At 31.8% G+C, this 23,654-nt stretch carries 19 protein-coding genes, 1 other RNA gene and 5 pseudogenes; 23 read left to right on the top strand and 2 right to left on the bottom strand.

Annotated elements, in window-relative coordinates; genetic code table 11:
• Positions 1-12: 12 nt before the first annotated feature.
• Positions 13-600, bottom strand: a complete 588-nt coding sequence (locus tag UZ34_05615; protein ID AKO64829.1) for a hypothetical protein — start codon at positions 598-600, stop codon at positions 13-15.
• Between the two features lie 64 nt (positions 601-664).
• Here UZ34_05615 and UZ34_05610 point away from each other — a divergent pair, with 64 nt between their 5' ends.
• From UZ34_05610 to UZ34_05505, 23 genes and pseudogenes are all read left to right on the top strand, one after another.
• The gene (locus UZ34_05610) at positions 665-1,507 is read left to right on the top strand and encodes a hypothetical protein (GenBank protein ID AKO64828.1); all 843 of its coding nucleotides are present in this window, start codon (positions 665-667) and stop codon (positions 1,505-1,507) included.
• Positions 1,500-2,537 (top strand): dihydroorotase, encoded by a 1,038-nt coding sequence (locus UZ34_05605; GenBank protein AKO64827.1) that lies wholly within the window; start codon positions 1,500-1,502, stop codon positions 2,535-2,537. The genes UZ34_05610 and UZ34_05605 overlap by 8 nt, the downstream gene beginning before the upstream one ends.
• Positions 2,538-2,544: 7 nt before the next feature.
• An RNA gene (locus UZ34_07215) (bacterial RNase P) lies at positions 2,545-2,826 on the top strand.
• Between the two features lie 145 nt (positions 2,827-2,971).
• Positions 2,972-3,415 carry a protein MraZ gene (locus UZ34_05600; protein ID AKO64826.1) on the top strand — a complete coding sequence of 148 codons (444 nt, stop codon included), beginning with the start codon at positions 2,972-2,974 and terminating at the stop codon, positions 3,413-3,415.
• Positions 3,412-4,331, top strand: a pseudogene (locus tag UZ34_05595) (hypothetical protein). Before UZ34_05600 ends, UZ34_05595 begins: the two are co-directional and overlap by 4 nt.
• Positions 4,328-4,591, top strand: coding sequence for a cell division protein FtsL (locus tag UZ34_05590; protein ID AKO64825.1), 264 nt, complete (start codon positions 4,328-4,330; stop codon positions 4,589-4,591). The pseudogene UZ34_05595 and the gene UZ34_05590 overlap by 4 nt, the downstream one beginning before the upstream one ends.
• A complete protein-coding gene (locus tag UZ34_05585) occupies positions 4,588-6,318 on the top strand; it encodes a hypothetical protein (GenBank protein AKO64824.1) in 1,731 nt (576 codons plus the stop codon). Before UZ34_05590 ends, UZ34_05585 begins: the two co-directional genes overlap by 4 nt.
• A gap of 22 nt (positions 6,319-6,340) precedes the next feature.
• Positions 6,341-7,729 (top strand): annotated as a pseudogene (locus tag UZ34_05580) (hypothetical protein).
• A gap of 7 nt (positions 7,730-7,736) precedes the next feature.
• Positions 7,737-9,092 carry a hypothetical protein gene (locus tag UZ34_05575; protein ID AKO64823.1) on the top strand — a complete coding sequence of 452 codons (1,356 nt, stop codon included), beginning with the start codon at positions 7,737-7,739 and terminating at the stop codon, positions 9,090-9,092.
• A complete protein-coding gene (locus UZ34_05570) occupies positions 9,089-10,189 on the top strand; it encodes a phospho-N-acetylmuramoyl-pentapeptide-transferase (protein ID AKO64822.1) in 1,101 nt (366 codons plus the stop codon). Before UZ34_05575 ends, UZ34_05570 begins: the two co-directional genes overlap by 4 nt.
• Positions 10,189-11,514 (top strand): hypothetical protein, encoded by a 1,326-nt coding sequence (locus UZ34_05565; GenBank protein AKO64821.1) that lies wholly within the window; start codon positions 10,189-10,191, stop codon positions 11,512-11,514. The genes UZ34_05570 and UZ34_05565 overlap by 1 nt, the downstream gene beginning before the upstream one ends.
• A complete protein-coding gene (locus UZ34_05560) occupies positions 11,514-12,659 on the top strand; it encodes a cell division protein FtsW (GenBank protein AKO64820.1) in 1,146 nt (381 codons plus the stop codon). Before UZ34_05565 ends, UZ34_05560 begins: the two co-directional genes overlap by 1 nt.
• Positions 12,628-13,566: pseudogene (locus UZ34_05555) on the top strand (hypothetical protein). The gene UZ34_05560 and the pseudogene UZ34_05555 overlap by 32 nt, the downstream one beginning before the upstream one ends.
• A gap of 115 nt (positions 13,567-13,681) precedes the next feature.
• Positions 13,682-15,067, top strand: coding sequence for a UDP-N-acetylmuramate--alanine ligase (gene murC, locus UZ34_05550; GenBank protein ID AKO64819.1), 1,386 nt, complete (start codon positions 13,682-13,684; stop codon positions 15,065-15,067).
• The gene (locus UZ34_05545; protein AKO64818.1) at positions 15,060-15,941 is read left to right on the top strand and encodes a hypothetical protein; all 882 of its coding nucleotides are present in this window, start codon (positions 15,060-15,062) and stop codon (positions 15,939-15,941) included. The genes murC and UZ34_05545 overlap by 8 nt, the downstream gene beginning before the upstream one ends.
• The gene (locus UZ34_05540) at positions 15,922-16,830 is read left to right on the top strand and encodes a hypothetical protein (protein ID AKO64817.1); all 909 of its coding nucleotides are present in this window, start codon (positions 15,922-15,924) and stop codon (positions 16,828-16,830) included. The genes UZ34_05545 and UZ34_05540 overlap by 20 nt, the downstream gene beginning before the upstream one ends.
• Positions 16,831-16,834: 4 nt before the next feature.
• Positions 16,835-17,545: a hypothetical protein gene (locus UZ34_05535; GenBank protein AKO64816.1), complete on the top strand. Its 711-nt coding sequence runs from the start codon at positions 16,835-16,837 to the stop codon at positions 17,543-17,545.
• Positions 17,542-18,780 (top strand): cell division protein FtsA, encoded by a 1,239-nt coding sequence (locus tag UZ34_05530; protein ID AKO64815.1) that lies wholly within the window; start codon positions 17,542-17,544, stop codon positions 18,778-18,780. The genes UZ34_05535 and UZ34_05530 overlap by 4 nt, the downstream gene beginning before the upstream one ends.
• Before the next feature lie 3 nt (positions 18,781-18,783).
• The gene (locus UZ34_05525) at positions 18,784-19,968 is read left to right on the top strand and encodes a cell division protein FtsZ (protein AKO64814.1); all 1,185 of its coding nucleotides are present in this window, start codon (positions 18,784-18,786) and stop codon (positions 19,966-19,968) included.
• A complete protein-coding gene (locus UZ34_05520) occupies positions 19,965-20,906 on the top strand; it encodes a UDP-3-O-(3-hydroxymyristoyl) glucosamine N-acyltransferase (protein ID AKO64813.1) in 942 nt (313 codons plus the stop codon). Before UZ34_05525 ends, UZ34_05520 begins: the two co-directional genes overlap by 4 nt.
• The gene (locus UZ34_05515) at positions 20,903-21,082 is read left to right on the top strand and encodes a hypothetical protein (GenBank protein AKO64812.1); all 180 of its coding nucleotides are present in this window, start codon (positions 20,903-20,905) and stop codon (positions 21,080-21,082) included. The genes UZ34_05520 and UZ34_05515 overlap by 4 nt, the downstream gene beginning before the upstream one ends.
• Position 21,083: 1 nt before the next feature.
• Positions 21,084-21,968 (top strand): hypothetical protein, encoded by an 885-nt coding sequence (locus UZ34_05510; GenBank protein ID AKO64811.1) that lies wholly within the window; start codon positions 21,084-21,086, stop codon positions 21,966-21,968.
• A pseudogene (locus UZ34_05505) lies at positions 21,965-22,579 on the top strand (hypothetical protein). Before UZ34_05510 ends, UZ34_05505 begins: the two are co-directional and overlap by 4 nt.
• Positions 22,580-23,116: 537 nt before the next feature.
• Here UZ34_05505 and UZ34_05500 read toward each other — a convergent pair.
• A pseudogene (locus UZ34_05500) lies at positions 23,117-23,653 on the bottom strand (hypothetical protein).
• Position 23,654: the final 1 nt, after the last annotated feature.

Genomic DNA, 23,654 nt, shown 5'->3' with positions numbered 1-23,654 from the left:
TTCTAAAATAAATCAATTCTTTTTGTAGTGATTGTCAATCTCAAAATAGGTTTTAACCTTTACAACACCTTTACTTGTTTTTGCAATTTTTTCAGCCTCTTCTGCTTCTTTGTCAGAAACAATCCCCATGAGGTGAACAATTTGTCTTTCGGTTACTACTTTAATATGCATTGGGGATAGGTTTGATTTTGTTTCTTCTTTAAACAGTCTCGCCTTAACATTGGTAGTAATGCCATAGTCTTTAGCTTTTGATTTGACTTTATCTTTTAGCGCAAGGGGCTTGGTTACTAAGATTTCGTTATATATTGCCTTGACGCCTTCTATTTTTGCAACTGAAGATTCAACCTTGTCTTTTAATTCCTGAGATTCAGACTCACCTGTCAACAAAACATTTTGGTTGTAGCTTGTTGCGCTTGCGCTAAAGTTGCCATCAATCTGCTGAAATTCATATGTTGCTTTGAATTCAATAGTTTGATCTTCTACTTGAGCACCAGTTGTTCTTCTATCTGCAATGGAGGCAGGAACTGTTAAAACAGCTGTTGGTGCGCAGGCCGATAAAGTAAAAAATATAAGTATTATTGATAATAGTTTAATAGGCATATGTTAATAAAATTATTAATATTTTTTAAATTGTATACTAGAGTTATCTTAACAAGGTAAAAAAATGTCAACTAAACTATATATTGTTGCTACTCCAATTGGAAATTTAAAAGACATCACTTTAAGAGCCATAGAAACTCTTCAATTATGTTCAATTATAGTCTGTGAGGATACAAGAGTAACAAAAAAACTTTTGAATCATTTGGGTATTCAAAATAAAAAAATATACACAATTCATCAGCATAATGAAAAGTCTGCTGCAGAAAAAATTATCCATGAAGCTGTTTTAAAGGGTGAATCAATTGCTTATGTAACGGATGCTGGAACGCCATGTATCAGTGATCCAGGAATGTTTTTAGTGACTCAAGCACGTTCTTTGAAAATTAAAATAGAACCAATACCTGGCCCTTCTGCTATTACTGCAGCATTTTCAGTATCAGGAATCGATGATGGAAGATTTAATTTTGTAGGGTTTTTACCAACCAAATTAATTGCCATTCAAGAAACCTTGAATTTAATTGATCAACAACAAAAGCCAACCATATTCTATGAATCACCAAAAAGAGTTTTAAGTTTTTTGAAGAATGTAGTCAATTTTATATCGCCATCAACCAAAGTATTCATAGCAAGGGAGATGACAAAATTATTTGAGACCTATTATTCAGATTCTGCAGAAAACTTATTTCGTTACTTTAAGGATATCCCTCAAGAATTAAAGGGTGAGTTTGTTATTATAGTAATTCCTAACAAGATTAAAGAGAAATTAATATCTAATGAGGAAATTACTCTCTTAAAAATATTGATGAAAGAATTACCATTAAAGAAAGCTGCTGCGATTGTCTCAGAGTTTTATAATAGCAATAAGAAGGATCTTTATAATATAGGAATTGAACTTAAAAATGAGTGAATTAATTACAATCAAACTTCCCAATGATATGCATGTGCATTTCAGGGAAGGTGATTTATTAGATTTTGCGGTTAATGCTACTGCAGAACATTTTCATCATGCTGTAGCTATGCCTAATCTTAAAGATCCAATTACAAACTATAAAAAAGCTTTAAAGTATTTTGACCAAATTGTTTCAGTTTCAAAATATTCACACTTTAAACCTCTTGTAACCATGTATTTAACAGGAGACATTAAAGAAATTGATATAAGTGAGGGGGCATCAGACCCAAGATTGATTGGTGTAAAGCTTTATCCAGCAGGAGTAACAACAAACTCTTCCAATGGTGTTGGTAATATTAAAGACTGTTATAAGATCTTTGAATGGATGGAGAAGTATGATTTGCCCTTATTAGTTCATGGGGAAGTGAATAATCCAGAAACAGATATATTCGATCGAGAAAAATTGTTCATCGATGAATTGATATCAATCACTCAGAATTTTCCTAAATTAAGAGTAATCTTTGAACATATTTCAACAAAAGATGCTGTTGACTTTATTAAAGAATCTTCTGATCTAGTTGCAGCCACTATTACTCCTCAGCATATGGTTCTGAATAGAAATGATTTATTGTCTGGAGGTTTAAAGCCCCATCATTATTGTTTACCGGTAGTTAAAAGAGAAGGACATAGAAAAGCAATAGCTGAAGCTGCGTTTTCGGGTAATAAAAAGTTTTTTTTAGGGACGGATAGTGCACCACATTATAAAAATCAAAAACAAAGCTCATGTGGGTGCGCAGGTATTTTTTCTGCATCAACGGCATTGGTTATTTATTTAGAAGCATTTGATAAGGCTGGGGCGTTAGATAAATTTGAAGATTTTTCTGTGAATAATAGTTCTGATTTTTATAATTTAGTAAAAACAGATAAAGAAATAACATTCAAAAAAGAGTTTCTTGAAGTTCAGTCATCATACGTTGTTGGTGATCAAGAAATCATTCCATTTATGGCCAATCAAAAGATAACATGGTCTATAGCAAAGGAGTTATAATAAACCCCGAGTTAGCCGGGCAGTCGCTATTTATAGAGGAAAGTCCGGGCTCCAAAGAGCATGGTGTTGGCTAACAGCCAACCATTGTGAAATGAGGAATAGGGCCACAGAGACGAGCGTATTTAGTTACGGTGAAACGCGGTAACCTCCACCAGGAGCAAGGCCAAATAGGATGACGATAGTATGGCTCGTACTGTCATCGGGTAGGCCGCTAGAGATAATGAGTAATCATTATTCAAGATGAATGACTGCACAAATACAGAACCCGGCTTATAGGCTAACTTATTGACTTTATTAAAAAAAGCGCTTGCAAAGCGCTTTTTTTTTGCCTATAGTATAAGTGAGGGGAAAAAGTGGTAATAAATGGGAAATAATTAACATTACTAAGGGTTGTTAGCTATTTCACATTCCCCTCAAACAATAGGGGATTTCAGATGTTCAGAGGTTCAAGCATCGTTGCTTTGGATGATAAATTTAGATTGGCCGTACCGAAAAAATTTCGGGACAAACTTTTTGAGCAAAATTCTTCTCTTATCGTTACCGCTCATCCAGATAAATGTTTAGTGTTATATAACCTTCTCAGCTGGTCACCAATAGAAAAAAAATTAATGTCACTCTCAAGCTTTGATCCAAAAATTAGCACACTCCAAAGACTCCTGGTTGGGTATGCGGATGAAGTTGACCCAGATAAAGCAGGTAGAATTTTGTTATCAGCCTCCCTAAGAGAATTTGCAGGAATCCAGCAAGAAATAATCATGTTAGGTCAAGGATCTCATTTTGAAATATGGGACAGGAGCGCTTGGTCCAAAAAAATTAACAGTACAGTGAAAAAATTAAATCTTGAAAACTTTCATGAACTTGAAGGATTTTCTTTATGAATAATTTTAGACATCTTCCAATAATGCCATATGAGGTAAACGAACATTTAATTATTGATAAAAATGGTAAATATTTAGATTGCACTTTTGGGCGTGGCGGCCATTCCAAAATCATATTAGACAGCTTGGAACAAAAGGGCCAATTAATCGCCATTGATAAAGATCATGAGGCAATTAATTCAGCCAAATTAATACAGGATGAGCGTTTTGAAATTCATCATTCATCTATATTAAATTTTGCAAAATCTTTAAAAAAAAAAGTCTTGATGGGATATTTATGGATTTAGGTGTTTCATCACCCCAATTAGATGATGCATCAAGAGGTTTTAGTTTTATGCATAACGGCCCGCTTGACATGAGAATGGATCAATCACAAACACTTGATGCAAGTGAGGTTGTAAATAAATATGACGAATCAGATTTAATAAAAATATTTAGAGACTATGGCGAAGAAAAGTTTGCTAGAAGAATAGCTTCTAATATTTACAAGGTTAGAGATGAAAAAAATATTACGACAACTTTAGAGCTTGTAGATATAGTAAAAAAATCTGTGCCTTTTACTAATTCCAGAAAACATCCAGCTACGAAAGTTTTTCAGGCCTTACGAATTGAAGTAAATCAAGAATTAAATGAATTAAAAGATGCACTCCCCCTGTTATTTGATGCACTAAAACCACAAGGAAGGCTTTTGGCTCTGACGTTTCATTCATTAGAGGATCGCATAGTTAAAAATTTTATCAAAGAAATAACAAAACTACCTCCAGACACAATTCCAAAATTTATACCAATCCGCAACGCAGATCATCACGAGGAGACCAAAGCAAATGTTATTTGTAATTTAGTTGCCTCGGATGAAGAGTTAGAGGCCAATCCCCGGTCAAGAAGTGCAAGGTTAAGGGGTGTAGAAAAAAAATGATCAAATTAAATTTATTCTTATTTGTAATTCTTATTATCTTTGCATTACTCAAAGTTAACTCAGAACACTTGTATCGAAAAAATTTTTCTCAATTAGACTCGGAACAAAAGAGAGAAATTGAGTTAAAAGAAGAGCAGACCAAGTTAGAGCTTGAAAATACGGATCAATCAGGCAGTAAGCGTATTGAAGAATTTGCCAAAAATAAATTAAATATGATTGAAGCTAATCCTGACAATATCATTCATTTGGAAAACAAATGAAAAAATTTAGCCACCAGAGTGATATTTTTGAATTATCAAAAAATAGAAGGCGAGTTGTTCTGTCTCTAATATTGTTGTTATTTTTAATGTTATTTTCTAGAGCACTTTATCTCCAGCAAATAAAAAAAGATTTCTTACAAAATAAGGGTGATGGATTTAGTGTTCGAAATGAAATACTACATTCCTACAGAGGAAAGATCTATGATCGAAATCATAAATTATTAGCTGTTAGTAGCCCTACTTATGATGTCGGCTTAACAATCAATAATCATATTAAAAATGAAAATATTCGTGATATTGCAACAATTCTAAAAATAAATGAAAAAAATCTTCAACAAAAAATCAAAAATAAAAATAAAGGTTTTATATACATTAAAAGGAGCGTTTCTCCAGAATCAGCCAAAAAAATATCAGAACTTAAGATAGCTGGTTTGAATCTTGATAAACAATACCGCCGTTTTTATCCAAATAGGGAATCTGCAGCACATATTATTGGGAAAACCAACCTTGATGGTATTGGGCATGAAGGATTAGAGAAACAATGGGATTCTATTTTAACTGGAGAGAAGGGTCATAAAAAAGTTGTAATAGATGGCAGTAGAAGAATAATAGATGATTTACATGATTTTAAACTACCAAAAAATGGTTCTGATATTTTTACAACAATAGATAGTAGACTTCAGCATACTGCTTATGAGTCTCTAAAAAAATATATTGAAAGATATGAAGCTAGATCTGGTTCTGCTGTTTTGGTTGATGCAAAAAATGGAGATATTCTTGTAATGGCAAATTATCCTTCATACAACCCTAATGCTTCAGTGACAAACCTAGATACAATGAGAAATAGGTCAGTTACGGATACTTTTGAACCTGGTTCGACTTTAAAACCAATCTCAATTGCATATGCTCTTGAAAAGAAAAAAGTAAGAACAAATGAAATTATCAATACAAATAATGGTTTATTAAAAGTTGGCCGGACTTATATTAGAGATGATCATCCAGAAAATGAATTAACAATCAAAGATGTAATAAAAACTTCTTCAAACGTTGGTGCTTCAATTATTGGGACAAGGTTAACTCCGAAAGAGCTTTGGGGAGCTTATGATAAATTAGGATTTGGCAAAAAAATTCATAGCCAGATTCCAGGTGAGGTAAGTGGAAAACTAAGGACGTATACAGCTTGGAGAGATATTGATCACTCAAGAATGCCATATGGTTATGGTGTAAGTGTAAATCTTCTTCAGCTGACTCAAGCTTATACTATCTTTGCAAATGACGGTGTTGTATTAAAACCAAAACTTTATCCCAATGAAGAAATAAAAGTGGGAGAAAAAGTAATCTCACCAAATGTTTCAAAAAAAATGAGAGCATTTATGCAAGCAGTTGTTGAAGAAGATGGCGGCACAGGTGGAAAAGCCAAAATTCCAGGCTATACCGTTGCTGGAAAGACAGGAACAGCAAAAAAAGTCATAAATGGACAGTATGTAAATCAATACGTGGCATCTTTTGTTGGCATGGCTCCAAGTAATAACCCAAAATTTATATTAGCGGTAATGATTGATGATCCATCAAAAGATAGTTATTACGGGGGTACAGTAGCTGCACCTGTTTTTAAAGATATAATGAAAGACGCTCTTAAACTTTACGATGTACCCTATGATAAAGAGTTAAATGAAAATCTAATGAATAAAATGGTGAAACCACAAACTGGTGATGCAAAATTATAGATCTCTCCCAAGTTCTCAAAAAATCACAAACAATAGTATTCATGTCAAAAGAGGGTATGCCTTTTGTGCTTATCCGGGAAAAATCAGCGATGGTCGTAATTTTATAGATCATGCAATTAGCAATGGAGCCTCATTAATTATGTATGAGGAGGCTAATTTTGATGCAAGTACTTATTTAAAAAAGTATCCAAAAATAAAATTTTTAGGGGTTCGCGATCTCGCCTGGAAACAAAAAAAGGTATTGGATAGAGCGTATGGTAATTTAAATAGGCATATCAAACTATATGGCGTAACAGGAACAAATGGTAAAACATCAACCGCTTTTTGGTTAAACCATCTATTAAGTAAACTTGAAAAGCCATCAAAATTGATCGGTACGATCTCTAAAGATAAAGTCATAATCAATACCACCCCTGACCTTTTTGTTTTATACAGTCTTTTTAACAAAGGGATACAAAAAAATATTAAAAATTTTGTATTAGAGGTTTCCTCGCATGGGATTGATCAAGGGAGAATTCATGAGCTAAATTTTGAATATGGAATCTTTACCAATTTAAGCCGTGACCATTTGGACTATCACAAAACAATGAATAATTATTTTCTATCCAAAGAAAGGTTTTTCATAGAAAACGTAAAAAAAGAATCTGTAATAAATATTGATAATTCTTATGGCATAAGACTGGCAAATAATTTGATAAGACTTAACAAAAAAATTTTTACATTTGGGTTTAGTAAAGAAGCTAACGTAAAAATTATTAACATTAAGCAACAGTCTTTGACTGATAAGTATTCGGAATTTAGTTTACAAATAGCCAATAAAATTCATACTTTTAAAACCAATATAATCGGAGAATTTAATTTATATAATTTAATAAGTGCCATTTGTATTTGTTATTTAAAAAAAATAGACATACATAAAGTTACGGAAGTTATTAAAAGACTTCCCGTACCTGATGGGCGAATGAACGTAATTAATAAAACTATAAATAACATACCGAAGAAAGTAATCATTGATTATGCACACACACCAGATGGGCTAAAAAAACTTCTTCAAACAATAAAAAAAATATATCAAGGCAAAATATTGCTTGTGTTTGGCTGTGGTGGAGACCGGGATAAGGGGAAAAGAAAATTGATGGGAAATGTAGCAAATCATTACGCTGATTTTGTTTGCATCACAAATGACAATCCTAGAAATGAGAATCCTAATCAGATTGCAGATCAAATATGTGAAGATATTTCATGTTTAAAAAAAATTATCTTAGATCGAAAAAAAGCAATTGAATATGCCATCAAAAAAACCAACTACCCGATCGTAGTCATTGCTGGCAAAGGTCATGAAAAATACCAAATTATTAAAAATAAAAAAATTGATTTTTCTGATAAAAAAGTAGTAATGGATATAAATTAAAATAATCATGAAGCTCCATATAAGAGACATTAAGCACCTATTTATTAAATCCAATGATCTTGCTGATGATTTGTTGTTTGATTCATCAGGTATCAATACAGACTCGAGGACTTTTAAAGGTAATGAAATTTTCCTAGCGCTTGAAGGAGATAAATATGATGGGAATAATTTTATTGATGATATATTAAAACAAAAGCCATTATTTTTTATTACAAATAAAGAACAAGACTGCACTGCAAGATATGCAGTTGTTGAATCAGGTAAAAAATTTTTAATTGAATTATCGAAATTAATTCTTAAAAAATTATCCCTAACTAAAGTGGCTATCACAGGTAGCAATGGTAAAACAACCACTAAAGATTTAATTGTCCACTTTTTAAAAAATAAATTCAATGATGATACTGTTTTGTTTACCAGAGGTAATTACAACAACGAAATTGGATTGCCATTATCTATTTTACAGTCTCAAGGTACTGAAAAATTTGCTGTATTTGAAATAGGAACAAATCACCCTGGTGAGATTATTCATTTAGCTGATATTATTCGTCCCAATATTTCAATTATTACGAATATTGGTGATGCACACATAGGTAATTTTGGTTCAAAAGAAAAAATTGCAGAAGAAAAAAAACAAATATTTCATTTCTTAAAGACGAATGAATTTAAAATTATAAATAAAGATGATGAATATTTTCAGATCTTAAATCAATCTCCTGGTAAAACATTCTGTATTTCAAATAACAGTGATAACTTAGATGTATTAAGTTTTAAGTACTGTGGACTTAATATAATCGAATTAGCTTATCAGTCACAATCAATCAGGATTAAATTCCAATTAACTGGACAACATAATCTTCAAAACTTCGCCATGGCATGCGCTGCTTTGATAAATATGGGAATAGATTTTCAAGATTTAGAAAAGTATTTTGGTAACTTTGAGTCTACCAATGGTAGATTTAAAAAATATATTTTCAAAGAAAACGTTGAGTTAATCGATGATAGTTATAACTCAAATCCATCCTCATTAATATCTGCTATTGATCATATAAATCAGTCAGAAAAGAACAAGATATTGATCATCGGCGATATGGGAGAGTTAGGTGAATTAACAGATCAATATCATCGTCAAATAATTGAAAAAATATCAAAAACTAAGATTAATGTTGTTTTAACTATGGGTGAGGCATTTAAGGCTGCTATCAATAGAATTGATGGAAATGCAATTTTAAATTTGTCGACACATGAGGATTTGTTAGATAAAGCCCTTCCTGCAATAAAAAAAGATACAATTATCCTGGTAAAAGCATCAAGATTTATGGGATTTGAAAATATTGTTTCTCAACTAAAAAGGCAGCTCCAATGATTTTAGAATTACTCAGATATCTGCAATTAGATCTTAATTTTTTAAATGTTTTTAATTACATTACATTTAGAGCTGTATTAGCCATTATTACCGCACTTGGATTTTCTCTATTTTTTGGATCTTTATTTATAAAAATCATGGGCGAATACAGTCTTTCTCAGTATGTAAGACAATACGGTCCAGATCATCAAAAAAAGATGGGCACTCCAACAATGGGAGGTTTATTAATCATAATTTCGATTGTTGCATCAGTTCTTTTGTGGGGAGACTTAAAAAATTCGTATTTATGGCAATTGCTCTTTATCTTGTTAGGATTTGGTTTAATTGGCTTCTTAGATGATTTAAAAAAAATAAAAGAAAAAAACTCTGAAGGCTTGTCGGCAGGAGTTAAATATGTATCTCAATCAGCTATTGCTCTTATTGCTATTTATTTTTTACTAAAATATAACAGTAATTCGGGTGACATGAATTTACTGATTCCTTACATCAAGTCTACCTATTTATATCTTGGCACTATCGGATTTATTATCTTGTCTTATTTAGTTATTGTAGGAAGCAGTAACGCAGTAAATTTAACAGATGGTTTAGATGGCTTAGCAATTATGCCTACAGTCATGATTGCATCAGCATTAGCTGTTTTTGCCTACGTTACCGGAAATCAAATTTTTGCAAATTACCTTCAATTACCCTTTCTTAATGGAGTTGGAGAAATCACAATATTTTGTGCAGCAATTGCAGGTGCAGGTTTAGGTTTTCTTTGGTTTAACGCCTATCCTGCAGAAGTTTTTATGGGTGATATCGGTTCATTATCATTGGGTGCTGTTCTTGGAGCAATTGCAATTATGGTAAAACAGGAATTAGTATTATTTATTATGGGTGGTGTTTTTGTGATGGAAACACTTTCAGTAGCAAGCCAGATTTTATATTTTAGATATACAAAGAATAAATATGGCACAGGTAAAAGAATATTTTTAATGGCACCGGTGCATCATCATTATGAAAAAAAAGGATGGAATGAGAATCAGGTGGTAATAAGGTTTTGGATTATTACTATGGTGCTCGTTTTAATTGGATTAGCTAGTTTAAAAATTCGCTAATGAATTTTCAAAAAAAAACGATTGTTTATGGTTTCGGTATTACTGGCCAATCAATCGTTTCTTATTTATTAAAAAAAAATCATAAGCTGATAGTAATAGATAATAAAAAATTATCAGAAGACCAGAAAAGTTTCTTTAAAAATAATAATATTGAATGCATTGAAAATGAAAATGAGATCAATGACCTATCAATTATTGAGCAGTGCTTTGTAAGCCCCGGAGTGGATCTAAGAAAATCATTTTTTCAAGAATGTATAAAAAATAAGATCCCTATTCGTAATGATACTTTTTTCTTAAATCAAATTGACAGGAAGAAAACTAAATTAATTGGAATTACTGGCACAAATGGAAAAACTACATTCTGTTCATTGCTTGCATCGATCTTATCATTCGATGATTTAAAATCTATAGCTGTTGGTAATATTGGTGTACCAATTTTAAATATATTAACGAATCCAAATGAATTTGATTATATTATAGTAGAGTTATCAAGCTATCAGATTGAAGTATTAGATAAGGGCACAGTTTTTGATTACGGTGTCATTCTTAATATAGAGCCAGATCATTTAGACAGATATGATTCCTTTGTAGATTATAAAAATGCTAAGTTAAAGTTAGCTCATCATTCCAAAACCATCCTCTATGACAAAGAAACTTCAGTTATTAATGAACATATTAATGCTTTTCCCATAGCCTTCAATGATTTTCACATCAAAGAAATAAATGCTGATTTTTTTACATTTAAAAACCAAAATAAAATTTACAGGATTGACACCCCATATTTAAAAGGTGTTCATAATGTGAAAAATATTATGTATTTGTTGAAACTACTAGAAATTATGAATTGCAACATTTCATTTGAAAAGGTAAGGAATTTTTTCAGAAATCAAAAAGGAATACCACATCGTTTTGAACATGTTTCAATAGATAAAAATTATATTTTTATTAATGATTCAAAAGCTACCAATCTTGCTTCCTCTATATCGGCATTGAATTCTTTGGATGGAAAAATTCATTTGCTATTTGGCGGTGACTTAAAGAATCAGCCGTTGGATGGAATAGAAAAATTTTTTAATGAAAAATTGATTTCTTTAAATTTATATGGAAAAGATGCTGTGATTATCAAAGACTACCTTATGAACAAAAAAATTAAATTTGATATGAAGTGTTTCGTTTCGTTAGAAGCTATTTTAGAGTCAATCAAGAAGATAGTTAAAAAAGATGAAATAATCCTCTTATCACCAGGCTGTGCAAGTCAAGATATGTTTAAGAATTATAAAGATAGGGGCAAGCAATTTGTTGAACTATGTAAAAAAATTTTTTAATGCAGTTAAGAAATAATTATAATCAGCCTAATTATGACCCGCTGTTATTGTGGATAATTTTGATTTTATCTGGGGTTGGTCTAGTCATGGTTTATTCTGCATCAGTTGATGTAGCAGCCTTAAAACAGATATCTAATTATCAAAATTACTATTATTTGCTAAGGCATTTTATATATCTCATCATATCTGTGTTTTGTGGATTTATTGCATTTCTAATTCCAATCAGTTTCTGGCAAAAATTTGCCCCTTCCTTTTTTATCCTAGGATTAATATTGTTGATAGCTGTTCTCATACCAGGAATTGGAAAAATAGTTAATGGCAGTCAACGATGGATACCTTTGGGCTTTATGAATTTTCAGCCATCTGAAATAGTAAAATTATTTACAATAATTTATGCTGCAGATTATGTCTTGAGAAAATCTCGTCAAATCGGAACATTTACAAAAGGTTTTCTACCTATCTCTTTAGCGATTGCAATTGTTGGTACATTATTAATCAATCAACCAGACTTCGGTGCATTAGTTGTGGTTGTATGTATATCTTTAGGAATTTTATTCCTGGGTGGAATATCATTAAAAATAATACTTGGTCTTACACTTTCAGTCCCAATAGGCGTGTATGCATTATTAAAGATTGCCCCATACCGAATGGATCGAATAACTGGATTTTTGGCACCTTTTGAAGACCTCTATGGAAAAGGGTGGCAGCTGTCTCATTCATTAATCGCGATTGGGCGCGGTGATTTTTTTGGGGTTGGTCTAGGCGAAAGTATTCAAAAACTACAATATCTTCCCGAGGCCCATACAGATTTTGTTTTAGCTATACTTTCAGAAGAGTTGGGATTATTTGGTTTTACCTTAATTATTTGTCTGTATATTTTGATGATAATTAGAATTTTCGGAATAAGTAAAATATCCACTCAATTAAGAAAAAATTTTTCTGCTCTTTTGGCGCAGGGCATTGCTATATGGTTTGGCATACAAGCAACTATTAATATTGGTGTGAATGTTGGATTTTTTCCAACCAAGGGACTTACTTTACCCTTTGTATCATACGGAGGCAGCGCATTGTTAGTAACATTTATTGCGAGTGGAATTTTGATGAGAATTGATTATGAAAATAAAATCAAATCTAAAAGAAATTAATACTAAATCAATTCTGATTGCTGCCGCAGGTACCGGTGGACATATCATGCCCGCAATGGCAGTTGCTGATAAATTAATCAATAAAAAATTTAATTTATTTTGGGCTGGAACGCCAAATGGCATGGAAAATAGAATTGTTGATAAAAAAAAGATATTTTTTATTTCTCTTGCTATCGGTGGATTTCGTGGAAAGAAGGTTATTTCATTAATTAGCTATCCATTTAAATTTGCATTATGTCTTATGAAGGTAATGTGGGTGATTCAGAAATTCAAAATATCTCGAGTACTTGTCTTCGGTGGGTATATTTCACTCCCAGTGGGGTTTGCAGCAAAGCTGATGAGAAAAAAATTATTCATTCATGAGCAGAATACGATCATGGGAACAAGTAATAAATTACTAGCTCCGTTTGCAGAAAAAATTTTTTCTGCTTTTCCATTAAAAATTAATCAATCCGTTAATGTATGTGGAAATCCCATTAGAGGAAAAATAGCTAATATAAATAAAACAGTTAATCAGGGTAAAAATAAAATTAATATTTTGATTTTAGGTGGAAGTTTGGGCGCTCAAGTTATCAATGAAAAAATACCAATTATTTTAAATAAGTTAAAAAAATACGATGTTGTTCATCAATGTGGCAAAGGAAAAAAAATAACTCTAGAGAAACTTTATGATAAAAAAATTAATATCATAGAATTTATTGATGACATTGAAAAATATTATAAATGGGCTGATTTAGTTATTGCTAGATCTGGTGCAATGACAGTTGCTGAATTAGAACAAGTTGGTTTACCTGCTATTTTTATTCCATTCCCATTTGCAATTGATAACCATCAGCAAAAGAATGCAGAGTACTGTGTTGATAAAGGGGGAGCCTTAATATGTAAACAAGACGAGATTGATTCACAATTAGAGAGTATGCTCAATAAAATTTCATTAAATGAATGTATGAAAATGTCTGAAGCTATGAAGTCTTTAAGACATAAAAATGCTGTGGAAGAAATTTACAATAAAATAAAATAATATGGAAAATAAAATCAAATATATTCATTTTGTTGGTATTGGTGGTTCAGGTATGTCAGGTATCGCTGAAATTATGCACAATATGAATTTTGTTGTTTCTGGATCAGATCCTAATCAATCCTCGGTAATTGAGCATTTAAGAAAAAGAGGGATTCCAATTTTTTCAAAACATGAAGACAAAAATATTCAAAAAGCGGATGTGGTTGTTACATCGACAGCGATACCAAAAAATAACCCTGAAATAGTTGCAGCTAAAAAACAAAATATTCCCATAATTCCGAGGGCAGAAATGCTTTCAGAGTTGATGCGTTTTAAAGAGGGTATTGCCATCGCTGGAACTCATGGAAAAACATCGACCACAAGCATTCTTGCTACAATTATGAATGATGCTGGATTAGATCCAACCTATGTGATTGGCGGCAGAATTAATTCGCTCAGACAAAGCGCAAGACTTGGTAAAAGTAAATATATGATTGTAGAAGCAGATGAGTCGGACGCATCATTTTTACATTTAAATCCAAGTAATGTGTTGGTGACAAATATTGATAATGATCATATGGAAACATATGGTCATGATGAAGAAAGACTGAAGCAAACATTTGTTGATTTTATCCATCAAATACCTTTTTATAATGAAGTTTTTTTGTGCATTGATGACAAAAATATCAAATCAATACAAAAACTAATTGCTAGACCAATCATTACTTATGGATTTTCAAAAAAAGCTGACTATTATCCTGATAGGGTTGTAATAAAAAAAAATAAATCTTCATTTAGAGTAAATTCAATTTCAAAAAAAATGAGATCATTTTCAGTTGAAATTGATATGCCTGGTAGGCATTACATTTTAAATACATTAGGTGCCATTGCCATAGCCTTATCCCTCAACATAAAACCTTTAGTTATTAGTAAAGCTCTAAAAAAATTTAAAGGGGTTTCTAGGCGATTTGATTTATATGAACAATTTAAATTAGGAGAAAAAAATATTAACTTGATAGATGATTACGGTCATCATCCAACAGAAATAAAAGCTGTCTTAGATTCTATTAAGAAAGGATTCCCTGGGAAAAAAATAAATTTAGTTTTTCAACCTCACAGATATTCTAGAACTAAAGATTTGTTCGAACAGTTTGTTCAAATTTTAGCAACGGTGGACAGATTATTTTTATTTGAAATATATGCGGCAGGAGAGCAAGCAATTGAAGGAATAAGCAGCAACGAATTAATAAAAAATATTAAAAATGAGAAGTATGTGCTTGATGATATGGCTAAAGCCCGATTATTGATTGAGGATAAGATTAAGGATGATGAAATTCTATTAGTAATGGGTGCTGGTTCGGTTGGAAATTGGGCAAAACATCAACTCTTGGGTGACATGGATGGATAAAGATGTAATTTATAGCGATGTGTCTATGAAAAAATATAATTCATGGCGTGTAGGAGGTCTTGCTGAAAATTATATTGAAGTAAGCTCTGAGGAGGCGTTACAAAAAATATTTTCAATAAATAAAGTTAAAAAACCTATCACAGTCATCGGTGTTGGTTCTAACTTGCTTATTCGTGATGGTGGAATAAAAGGGACCGTAATAAATTTATCTCGAGGATTGAAAAGTATTTTTATAGATCAACATTTGATCTTTGCAGAATGCGGGATCTCATGCTCATCATTGGCAAGATTCTCAGCAAAAAATAACAAAAAAAATTGTGCATTTCTGGCTGGAATTCCCGGGTCTGTGGGCGGCGCACTTGCGATGAATGCCGGTTGCTATGGTGGTGAAATTTGGCAGTTTGTTTCCAAGGTAAAAATTATGAATCATGAAGGTGACATTCATATAAAAGATAAACAATCTTTCGAAATTGGATATAGAAGTGTAAAAAAGAAAGAAGATGAAATATTTATTGGTGCATGGTTTGATTTCCCATCAAAAGAAAATGATGATGAAAACGAAGAGCATAAAATTGATGATTTACTTAAATTAAGAAGGAGCAGTCAGCCACTAAATTGGCCAACTGCTGGCTCAACATTCAGGAATCCAGAAAAAAATTTTGCTGCTAAATTAATTGAAGAAGTGGGATTAAAAGGTTACCAAATTGGAGATGCAAGAATATCCAATAAACATGCAAACTTTATTGAAAATATTGGAGAGGCCACTGCAAAAGATATAGAGCAATTAATTTATCTTGCCCAAGAAAAAGTAGAGGAATTAAAAAAAATTCGTTTGCAATTAGAAGTAAAGATTATTGGAGAAAATATTGATTAAAAAAATTGCATTATTGAGTGGGGGTGATTCAGAAGAGAGAGATATTTCGATTAAAAGTGGATTGGCTGTATACCAAGCCCTAAAAAATTTAAATTATGAAGTATCTTTAATTGATCCTATAAATACAGATCTATGTGCATTAGTTAATTATGATGCTGCTTTTATTTGCCTGCATGGTAAAAATGGAGAAGATGGAAAAATACAATCTTTACTTGAGTTATTAAAAGTTCCCTTCACTGGATCGGCATCAACAGCATCAATGCTTGCTATGAACAAGTTCTACTCAAAGTTAGTTTGGAATGACCATGCATTAATAACTCCGAAATTTCTCATACTAAATAAAACCAATCTAGATTATAAAAATATAATTACACATCTGAGGGATCCATTCATTGTTAAACCATCATCTTCAGGTTCATCTTTTGGAATTAATTTAGTAAAAAATAAGGATGATTTAATTTTAGCTTTTACTGATGCATCCAAATATGACCCAACAGTCATAGCCGAAGAATTTATCGAAGGTAGAGAATTTACGGTATCAATTTTAGGTAATAAATCACTAGGTGTTTTAGAGATTACTCCTAAGAACGAATTCTATGATTACAATGCAAAATATGTTTCAAATGAAACTATATTTTCTAAACCAGCAGATCTAAATCCAGAAGTATTAGAAAAAATGGAAAATATTGCTTTATCCGCATTTACATCAATTGGGTGTAGTGGCTGGGGAAGGGTAGATTTCATGATGGACAAGAAATTTAATTTATATCTGATAGAGGTGAATACTGTTCCTGGAATGACTGACCATAGTTTGTTTCCTTTGGCCGCTAGAAATGCAGGATTAAATTTTGAGGAAACAGTCCAACAAATAGTTGATTTAATCGAATAATACATTGGAAAAAATACTATATAAGTTTCTTTTCAGACTTTGTTTAATTGGCATTCTAATTTTAGTTGTAAAATTAGCAACACCATTCACATTTGACAAATGGTTCCCTATCGATGAGATTGTCCTCAGTGGCGAATATAAATACATAGAAAGAGAGCAGGTTCAAATGGTCGCTAATAATTACCTGGAAGGAAACTTTTTTTCATTAAATATTCATAAATTAAGGGAGGGGATGAAAAAGCTTCCATGGATAAAGGATGTGGACATATATCGAAAATGGCCAAATAGAATTACAATGCTAATAATGCAACACCAACCTATAGCTCGCTATGGAATGCAGGGCTTGATAAATGAGGAGGGCGAATTTTTTGGAGCAGCCTATGAGGATTATTTACCAATAATATATGGGCCAAAAGAGAAATTACCCTACATAACATCTAAATTTTTTATTTTTAATGAAATTTTACATACTGAATTTATTAAAATTCACAAAATTACATACACCAGAAAAGATGACTGGGTAATTAACACTTCTGACGGCATGATAATTAAATTAAATGATGATAAATCCGCTGAGGTTTTAAAAAGATTTGTTGATAATTTTCAGATTGTTCTTAAGAGTATGAATAAACGTATAACTAGTGTGGACCTTAGATACAGAGATGGTTTTGCTGTATCTTCAGATACAATAAAAAAAATTAACCATAAATTATGATCAAACAAAAAGAAGAAAAAAATTTAATTGTAGGTCTTGATATCGGAACATCAAAAATAGTAACCATTGTTTCCGAAATTAAAAATGATGGAGAAATACAAATTCTTGGTATTGGCCAGCATGTTTCACGAGGTTTAAAAAAAGGAGTGGTGGTAAATATTGAATCAACAATGCAAGCCATTCAAAGATCTCTTGAAGAAGCAGAGCTCATGGCTGATTGTAAGATTAAAGAGGTCTACACAGGAATTGCAGGAAGTCATATTAGAAGCATTAATTCAACTGGCATGGTTAAAATACGTGATCTTGAAGTTGATAATTCTGATGTAGAAAGGGTAATAGAAACAGCTCAAGCAATTACACTTCCCCCCGATCAGCAGGTCCTTCATACACTAGTACAGGAATATATCATTGATGATCAATATGACATCAGAGAGCCGCGAGGAATGAGTGGCATGAGGCTTGAAGTGAAAGTCCATATTGTTTCTGGTGCAATCGCAGCAGCTCAAAATATTGTGAAATGTATTAAAAGATCTGGTTTGGATGTAATGGAATTGATTCTTCAGCCCCTGGCATCAGCCGATGCAGTTTTAACTAACGATGAAAAAGAATTGGGCGTATGTTTGATTGATATTGGCGGCGGTACTACAGATATTATTGTGTACAAGGATGGATCTGTTAAACATACCGCCGTTATCCCCATAGCTGGAGATCAAATAACTAACGATATATCGGTTGCTTTCAGAACTCCACAACAATCGGCTGAAGAGATCAAAATTAATTATGGCTGCTGTGATTCAGAAAAAGCCAGCCCTAAAGAAATGATTGACGTCCCTCTTGTTGATGGTCGAACCCCGAAAAAAATAACAATTAAAGATTTATCTGAGATTATTGAGCCGAGGGTAAATGAACTTTTTGAGCTTGTTAGTAATGAATTAATTCGCTCTAAATTAAATAATAAGATTGCATCTGGCATTGTAATAACAGGAGGATCTTCTCTCATGAATAATATTACTGATGTAGCCGAGAAAAACTTTAATCAATCAGTTAGAATAGGGTATCCACAGGGAATAAGTGGCTTAAAACAAATTATTGAAAATCCGAGATATGCGACAGGAATTGGACTTATAAAAAGGGGTAAAATGGATTTTGATAATGATAAAAAAAGAAAAATTGAGGGTAATTCTTTAGTACAAATTTTTGAAAAAATGAAATTATGGTTTCAAGGAAACTTTTAAATAATGTTTGAAGTTATTGATAATAAAAAACAAGAGGCACTGATTAAGGTTGTTGGCGTTGGTGGATGTGGTAATAATGCTGTGGATTACATGATTGAAAGAAATATTCACGGAGTGGATTTTATCTCTGTGAATACAGATTTACAGTCTTTAAAAAAATCCCAAGCAAACAACATTGTGCAAATTGGGTTGCATCTCACAAAAGGTCTGGGTTCTGGGGCCAGGCCGGACTCTGGAAAACAAGCAGCAATTGAAGATAAAGAAAAATTAAAAGATGCAATTAAAGATGCAGATATGCTTTTTATAACCGCCGGCATGGGCGGAGGCACTGGAACCGGTGCAGCTCCAGTGATTGCTGAAATTGCAAAAGAATTAGGTATTTTGACAGTTGCTGTTGTTACCAAACCGTTTAGTTTTGAAGGCAAAAGAAATCAAATTGCTGAAGAAGGTTTGAAAGAGCTAAGAAACTTTGTGGACTCGTTGATCGTAATTCCTAACGAAAAATTAATGAATGTACTAGGAGCCGATGTTACCTTTATTAATGCGTTTTCAGCAGCTAATGAAGTACTTTATAACTCTGTCTCTGGTATTTCCGACATAATAAATCACACTGGATTAATCAATGTTGATTTTTCTGATGTGAAAACAGTGATGGCTGAAATGGGTTCAGCAATCATAGGCTCAGGTGTGTTTGAAGGAGATAATAGAGCTGTGAAAGCAGCTCAGTTAGCAATTAACAGCCCTTTGCTAGAGAATATTGAGTTAAAAAATGCGAAGGGAATTCTTGTCAATATTTCAGCAAGCAGTTCATTTAAAATGAAAGAATATATTGATGTGATGAATGAAGTTAAAAGTATCACTGCAAATGATGCTACTGTCATTGTTGGTAATGTTATTGATGATGAACTTGAGAATAAAATAAAAGTGACCATTGTTGCGACTGGTCTTGACGATAACTATATTTCAGAAATAAAAGACCAACCACCCTTACCAGATGATGAAGCTATTGATCATGATCGATCATTTGATGATGCAAATGCTACTAATGTAATTGAAAAACCTACAAGTAATGAGTCTGATTTTTCAAATGTTTTTTTTGATGGAGGTGATGAGTCTGGTTTGGTTGATAATGGAGCTGTTTCTGAAGACGAGTACGACATCCCATCATTTTTACGAAGAAATAAATGATTTTTCAAAAAACAATTTCGAAAAAAGTATCTATTCAAGGCGTTGGCCTGCATTCTGGAGACACCGTTACTCTATCTCTTATGCCAGCAAAACCTGACAGCGGAATAACCTTTGTAAGAAAAGATTTAAATTCTAATAATACGATTAAGGTAGATCCATATTTGGTGTCTGATACTAGGCTGTGTTCAACACTTGAAAAAGAATCAGCAAAGGTAATGACGGTGGAGCACCTCATGTCAGCTTTATATGCTTATTCAATTGACAACATTATCATTGAAATATCTGGCATTGAAGTACCTATTTTAGACGGTAGCTCAAATCCATTTATTTATCTAATCCAATCTGGCGAACCAATTAATCAAGAAAGAGAAAAGAAATTCATTAAGGTTAAAAAAGCCCTTAAATATGAAATTGACGGTAAATTTGCAATGTTGGAACCCTATGATGGCTTTAAGATTGATTTTTCAATTGATTTTCCTCATCCTGTATTTGCTGATCGAAATAATTCAATAACTATTGATTATTACAACGACTCCTATGTGGATGAAATTGCGCGTGCTAGAACTTTTGGTTTTATGCAGGAGGTTGAATATTTAAGATCTAATGGGTTAGCCAAAGGTGGTTCTTTGGATAATGCTATTGTGATGGATGAGTATAAAATCATAAATAACGACCGATTAAGGTATGAAGACGAGTTTGTCAGACACAAAGTGCTTGATGCGTTTGGTGATTTATATTTAACAGGTCATGCACTTCTTGGAAAGTTTACTGCATTCAAGTCAGGCCATGAAATAAATAACCAACTGTTGAGATTGCTGATGAAAGATAAAGATTCCTATGATTTAGTTTCATTGACAGAATCAGATAGAGTTTATCAAAATATCATTAATCATAATGAACAGCTCGAATTAATTCAAAATGAGGCAGCTCTAGTATGATTTTTAGGACAGTTGCTTTTTTATTAGCATTACTATTGATTGTCTTGCTAGTTTTATATGTAGTAACAAAAAATAAAAATTATCTAGAGTTAGTTAAAAAAATTACTAGATATACGATAACAGCTTTTTTAATTGTCGTTGTTATTTATATTTTTATGAGAATAACGCATCTTTGACATGAGCAAGATAGTAATTTTTGGAGGCTCTGGATTTATAGGTTCTGAGCTGATAATCAAATTAGCAAACTATAAAAATTTTCAAATTGATGTCATCACTAGAAACAAAAAAAACATCCACCCCTTAAAAGTACTTCCTAATGTTCGTTTTCACGAGATAAATTCTTTTAATTCCGCAGCGATTGAGAGATATATCAGGGGATCAGAAATTGTCATAAATTTAATGGGAATTTTACATGAGGATAAAAAAAATCTATTTAAAACGATTCATACAATCTATCCAAAAATAATTCAAAATCTGTGCATTAAAAATAAAGTTAAAAAATTTATTCATATGAGTGCTTTAAAATCTGAAACAAATGCAAGTAATTATTTAGAGTCAAAACATATGGGGGAAAAACAACTTTCCCAAAAAAATCACCAATTAAAAACCTTTATTCTTAAGCCATCAATTATTTTTGGGGCAGATGATAATTTTATTAATATGTTTTTTAAGGTAATGAAAATCAGTCCAATCATGGCAGTTATTTCACCTAATTCCTTATTTCAGCCAATATCAGTCAAGGACTTGGTATTAATAATTACTGCTTTAGTACAAAACAATTCCTTTAAAAGTCGTACTTTTGAATTAGGCGGTCCGAAAACTTATTCGTTTATTGATATCTTAAAAGCCATTAAAAAAATAAAAAAATTAAGATGTATTTTACTTAGTTTGCCTAAGGTGTTCGACAAAATATTGGTTGCAGTGCTGGAATTAAGCCCTAGGAAAATTATTACGAGAGATAATTTGAAATCATTGCAAGTGGATAATGTATGTGAAATTAATCACTCTTATGAGTTTCTATCAGAATTAAATGAATTAGAGACACATATTAACAAGTTATGAAAATTTATTTAGTAGGCGGGGCAGTTCGTGACGAAATATTAAATCAGCCTTATACGGAAAAAGATTACGTTGTGGTTGGGTCAACTCCGGAGGAGATGATTGAGAAAAAATTTAAACCTGTTGGTAAAAGTTTCCCCGTTTTTTTACATCCTGATACTCACGAGGAATATGCATTAGCTAGGACAGAAAAAAAGAATGGATTTGGATATAAAGATTTTATTTTTTATACCAGCCCAACTATTTCGTTAGAAGAAGATTTGGTCCGAAGAGACTTAACAATCAATGCAATAGCAAAAGATGATCAGAATAAATACATTGATCCATTCAATGGTATTAATGACATTAGTAAAAAAATACTCCGTCATGTTTCAGATGCATTCAAGGAAGATCCTTTAAGAATATTGCGACTTGCGAGGTTTAAAGCAAAATTACCAGATTTTAAAATTGCAGAAGAGACCTTGGCATTATTAAAAACCATGATTAATGAGGGAGAATTGAAGTATTTGAGCTATGATCGAATCATCATTGAGATTAAAAAAGTCTTTCAACTTAAAGAAGGATATATTTTTTTTAAGACATTGGAAGATATTGGCGCTATTGATCAAATTTTTGAAAACAATAACAAAAGAAAATTATCAGAGTGTTTTCAATCCTTTTTCAAACATGGTCGTTATTTTAAGAACTTTAATCTGTGCTGGCTTTTCTTTCAAGAGAAATTCAACTTTAAATTCTGCAAACAGTATTCAGTTAATTTTTCAAAAAAGGATCTCGATATAATCAAGACTTTTAAAGAATTAATTAAAGATCTTCTTAATTTTAGAAATCTTTCCTCGGTGGATCAATTGTTTGTTTTAAATAGAGTCGGTTTTTTTGGTAAAGACGATAAGTTAGATAAAATATTGGAGTTAATAAGATTAGATTTATTAATTGATCAAAACGACTTAAATATATCTTTATTGACTTATCACGATAAGTTAGAAAATTTTTTCAAAAATAAACCAATAAGTATTCCTTCAAATCAAACTGGGAAAGACATTGCAGAACATATCAATAAACAGAGACTTAATTTTTTAGAATCTTTTCAATTTGAGTAATTCACCAAGCCCATGTAGCTTTTTACTTGCATAGTTTTTATTTATTCTTTCATTTGAAATATGAACTGTTTCCAGTCCTACATGGTAGGCGCTTTTTAAATTCTCATGTGAATCGTCAATCAGTATAATTTTTTGATAAGGCATTCGTTTAATTTTTCTAAAAATACGAATATCGGGTTTAGGTATGAATGAATTATCTTCAATACAAATAATCTGTTTGAAGAAATAATGTATATCCAATTTTTTTAAAATGAATTTTGCATAATGTGTTGGTGCGTTTGTGAGGATAATTTTATCGTCATTAATACTTTTTAAAACCATCTTTAAATTTTTTACAGGCTCTATTTTCTCTTCAATGTCTTTTAAGTTGTGCGTCTTAAGTAAGAAATCATGGGGATCAATTTGATGATGGATCATTAATCCTCTCAATGTTGAACCATACTTCTTCCAATAGTCGATTCTTAAACAATTCGCCTTTTCATGCGAAATACTTAAATTTTCAGATATGTATTGAGTCATATCTCTATTGATAAACTCAAAAATATGTGGACTGGCATGATGAAGCGTGTCATCAAGATCAAATGCCCACAGT

Source organism: Methylophilales bacterium MBRSF5, assembly GCA_001044335.1.
Classification (GTDB): Bacteria; Pseudomonadota; Gammaproteobacteria; order Burkholderiales; family Methylophilaceae; genus BACL14.
The sequence above is the reverse complement of the archived record's forward strand: the minus strand, read 5'-3'. Positions and strand labels throughout refer to the sequence as shown.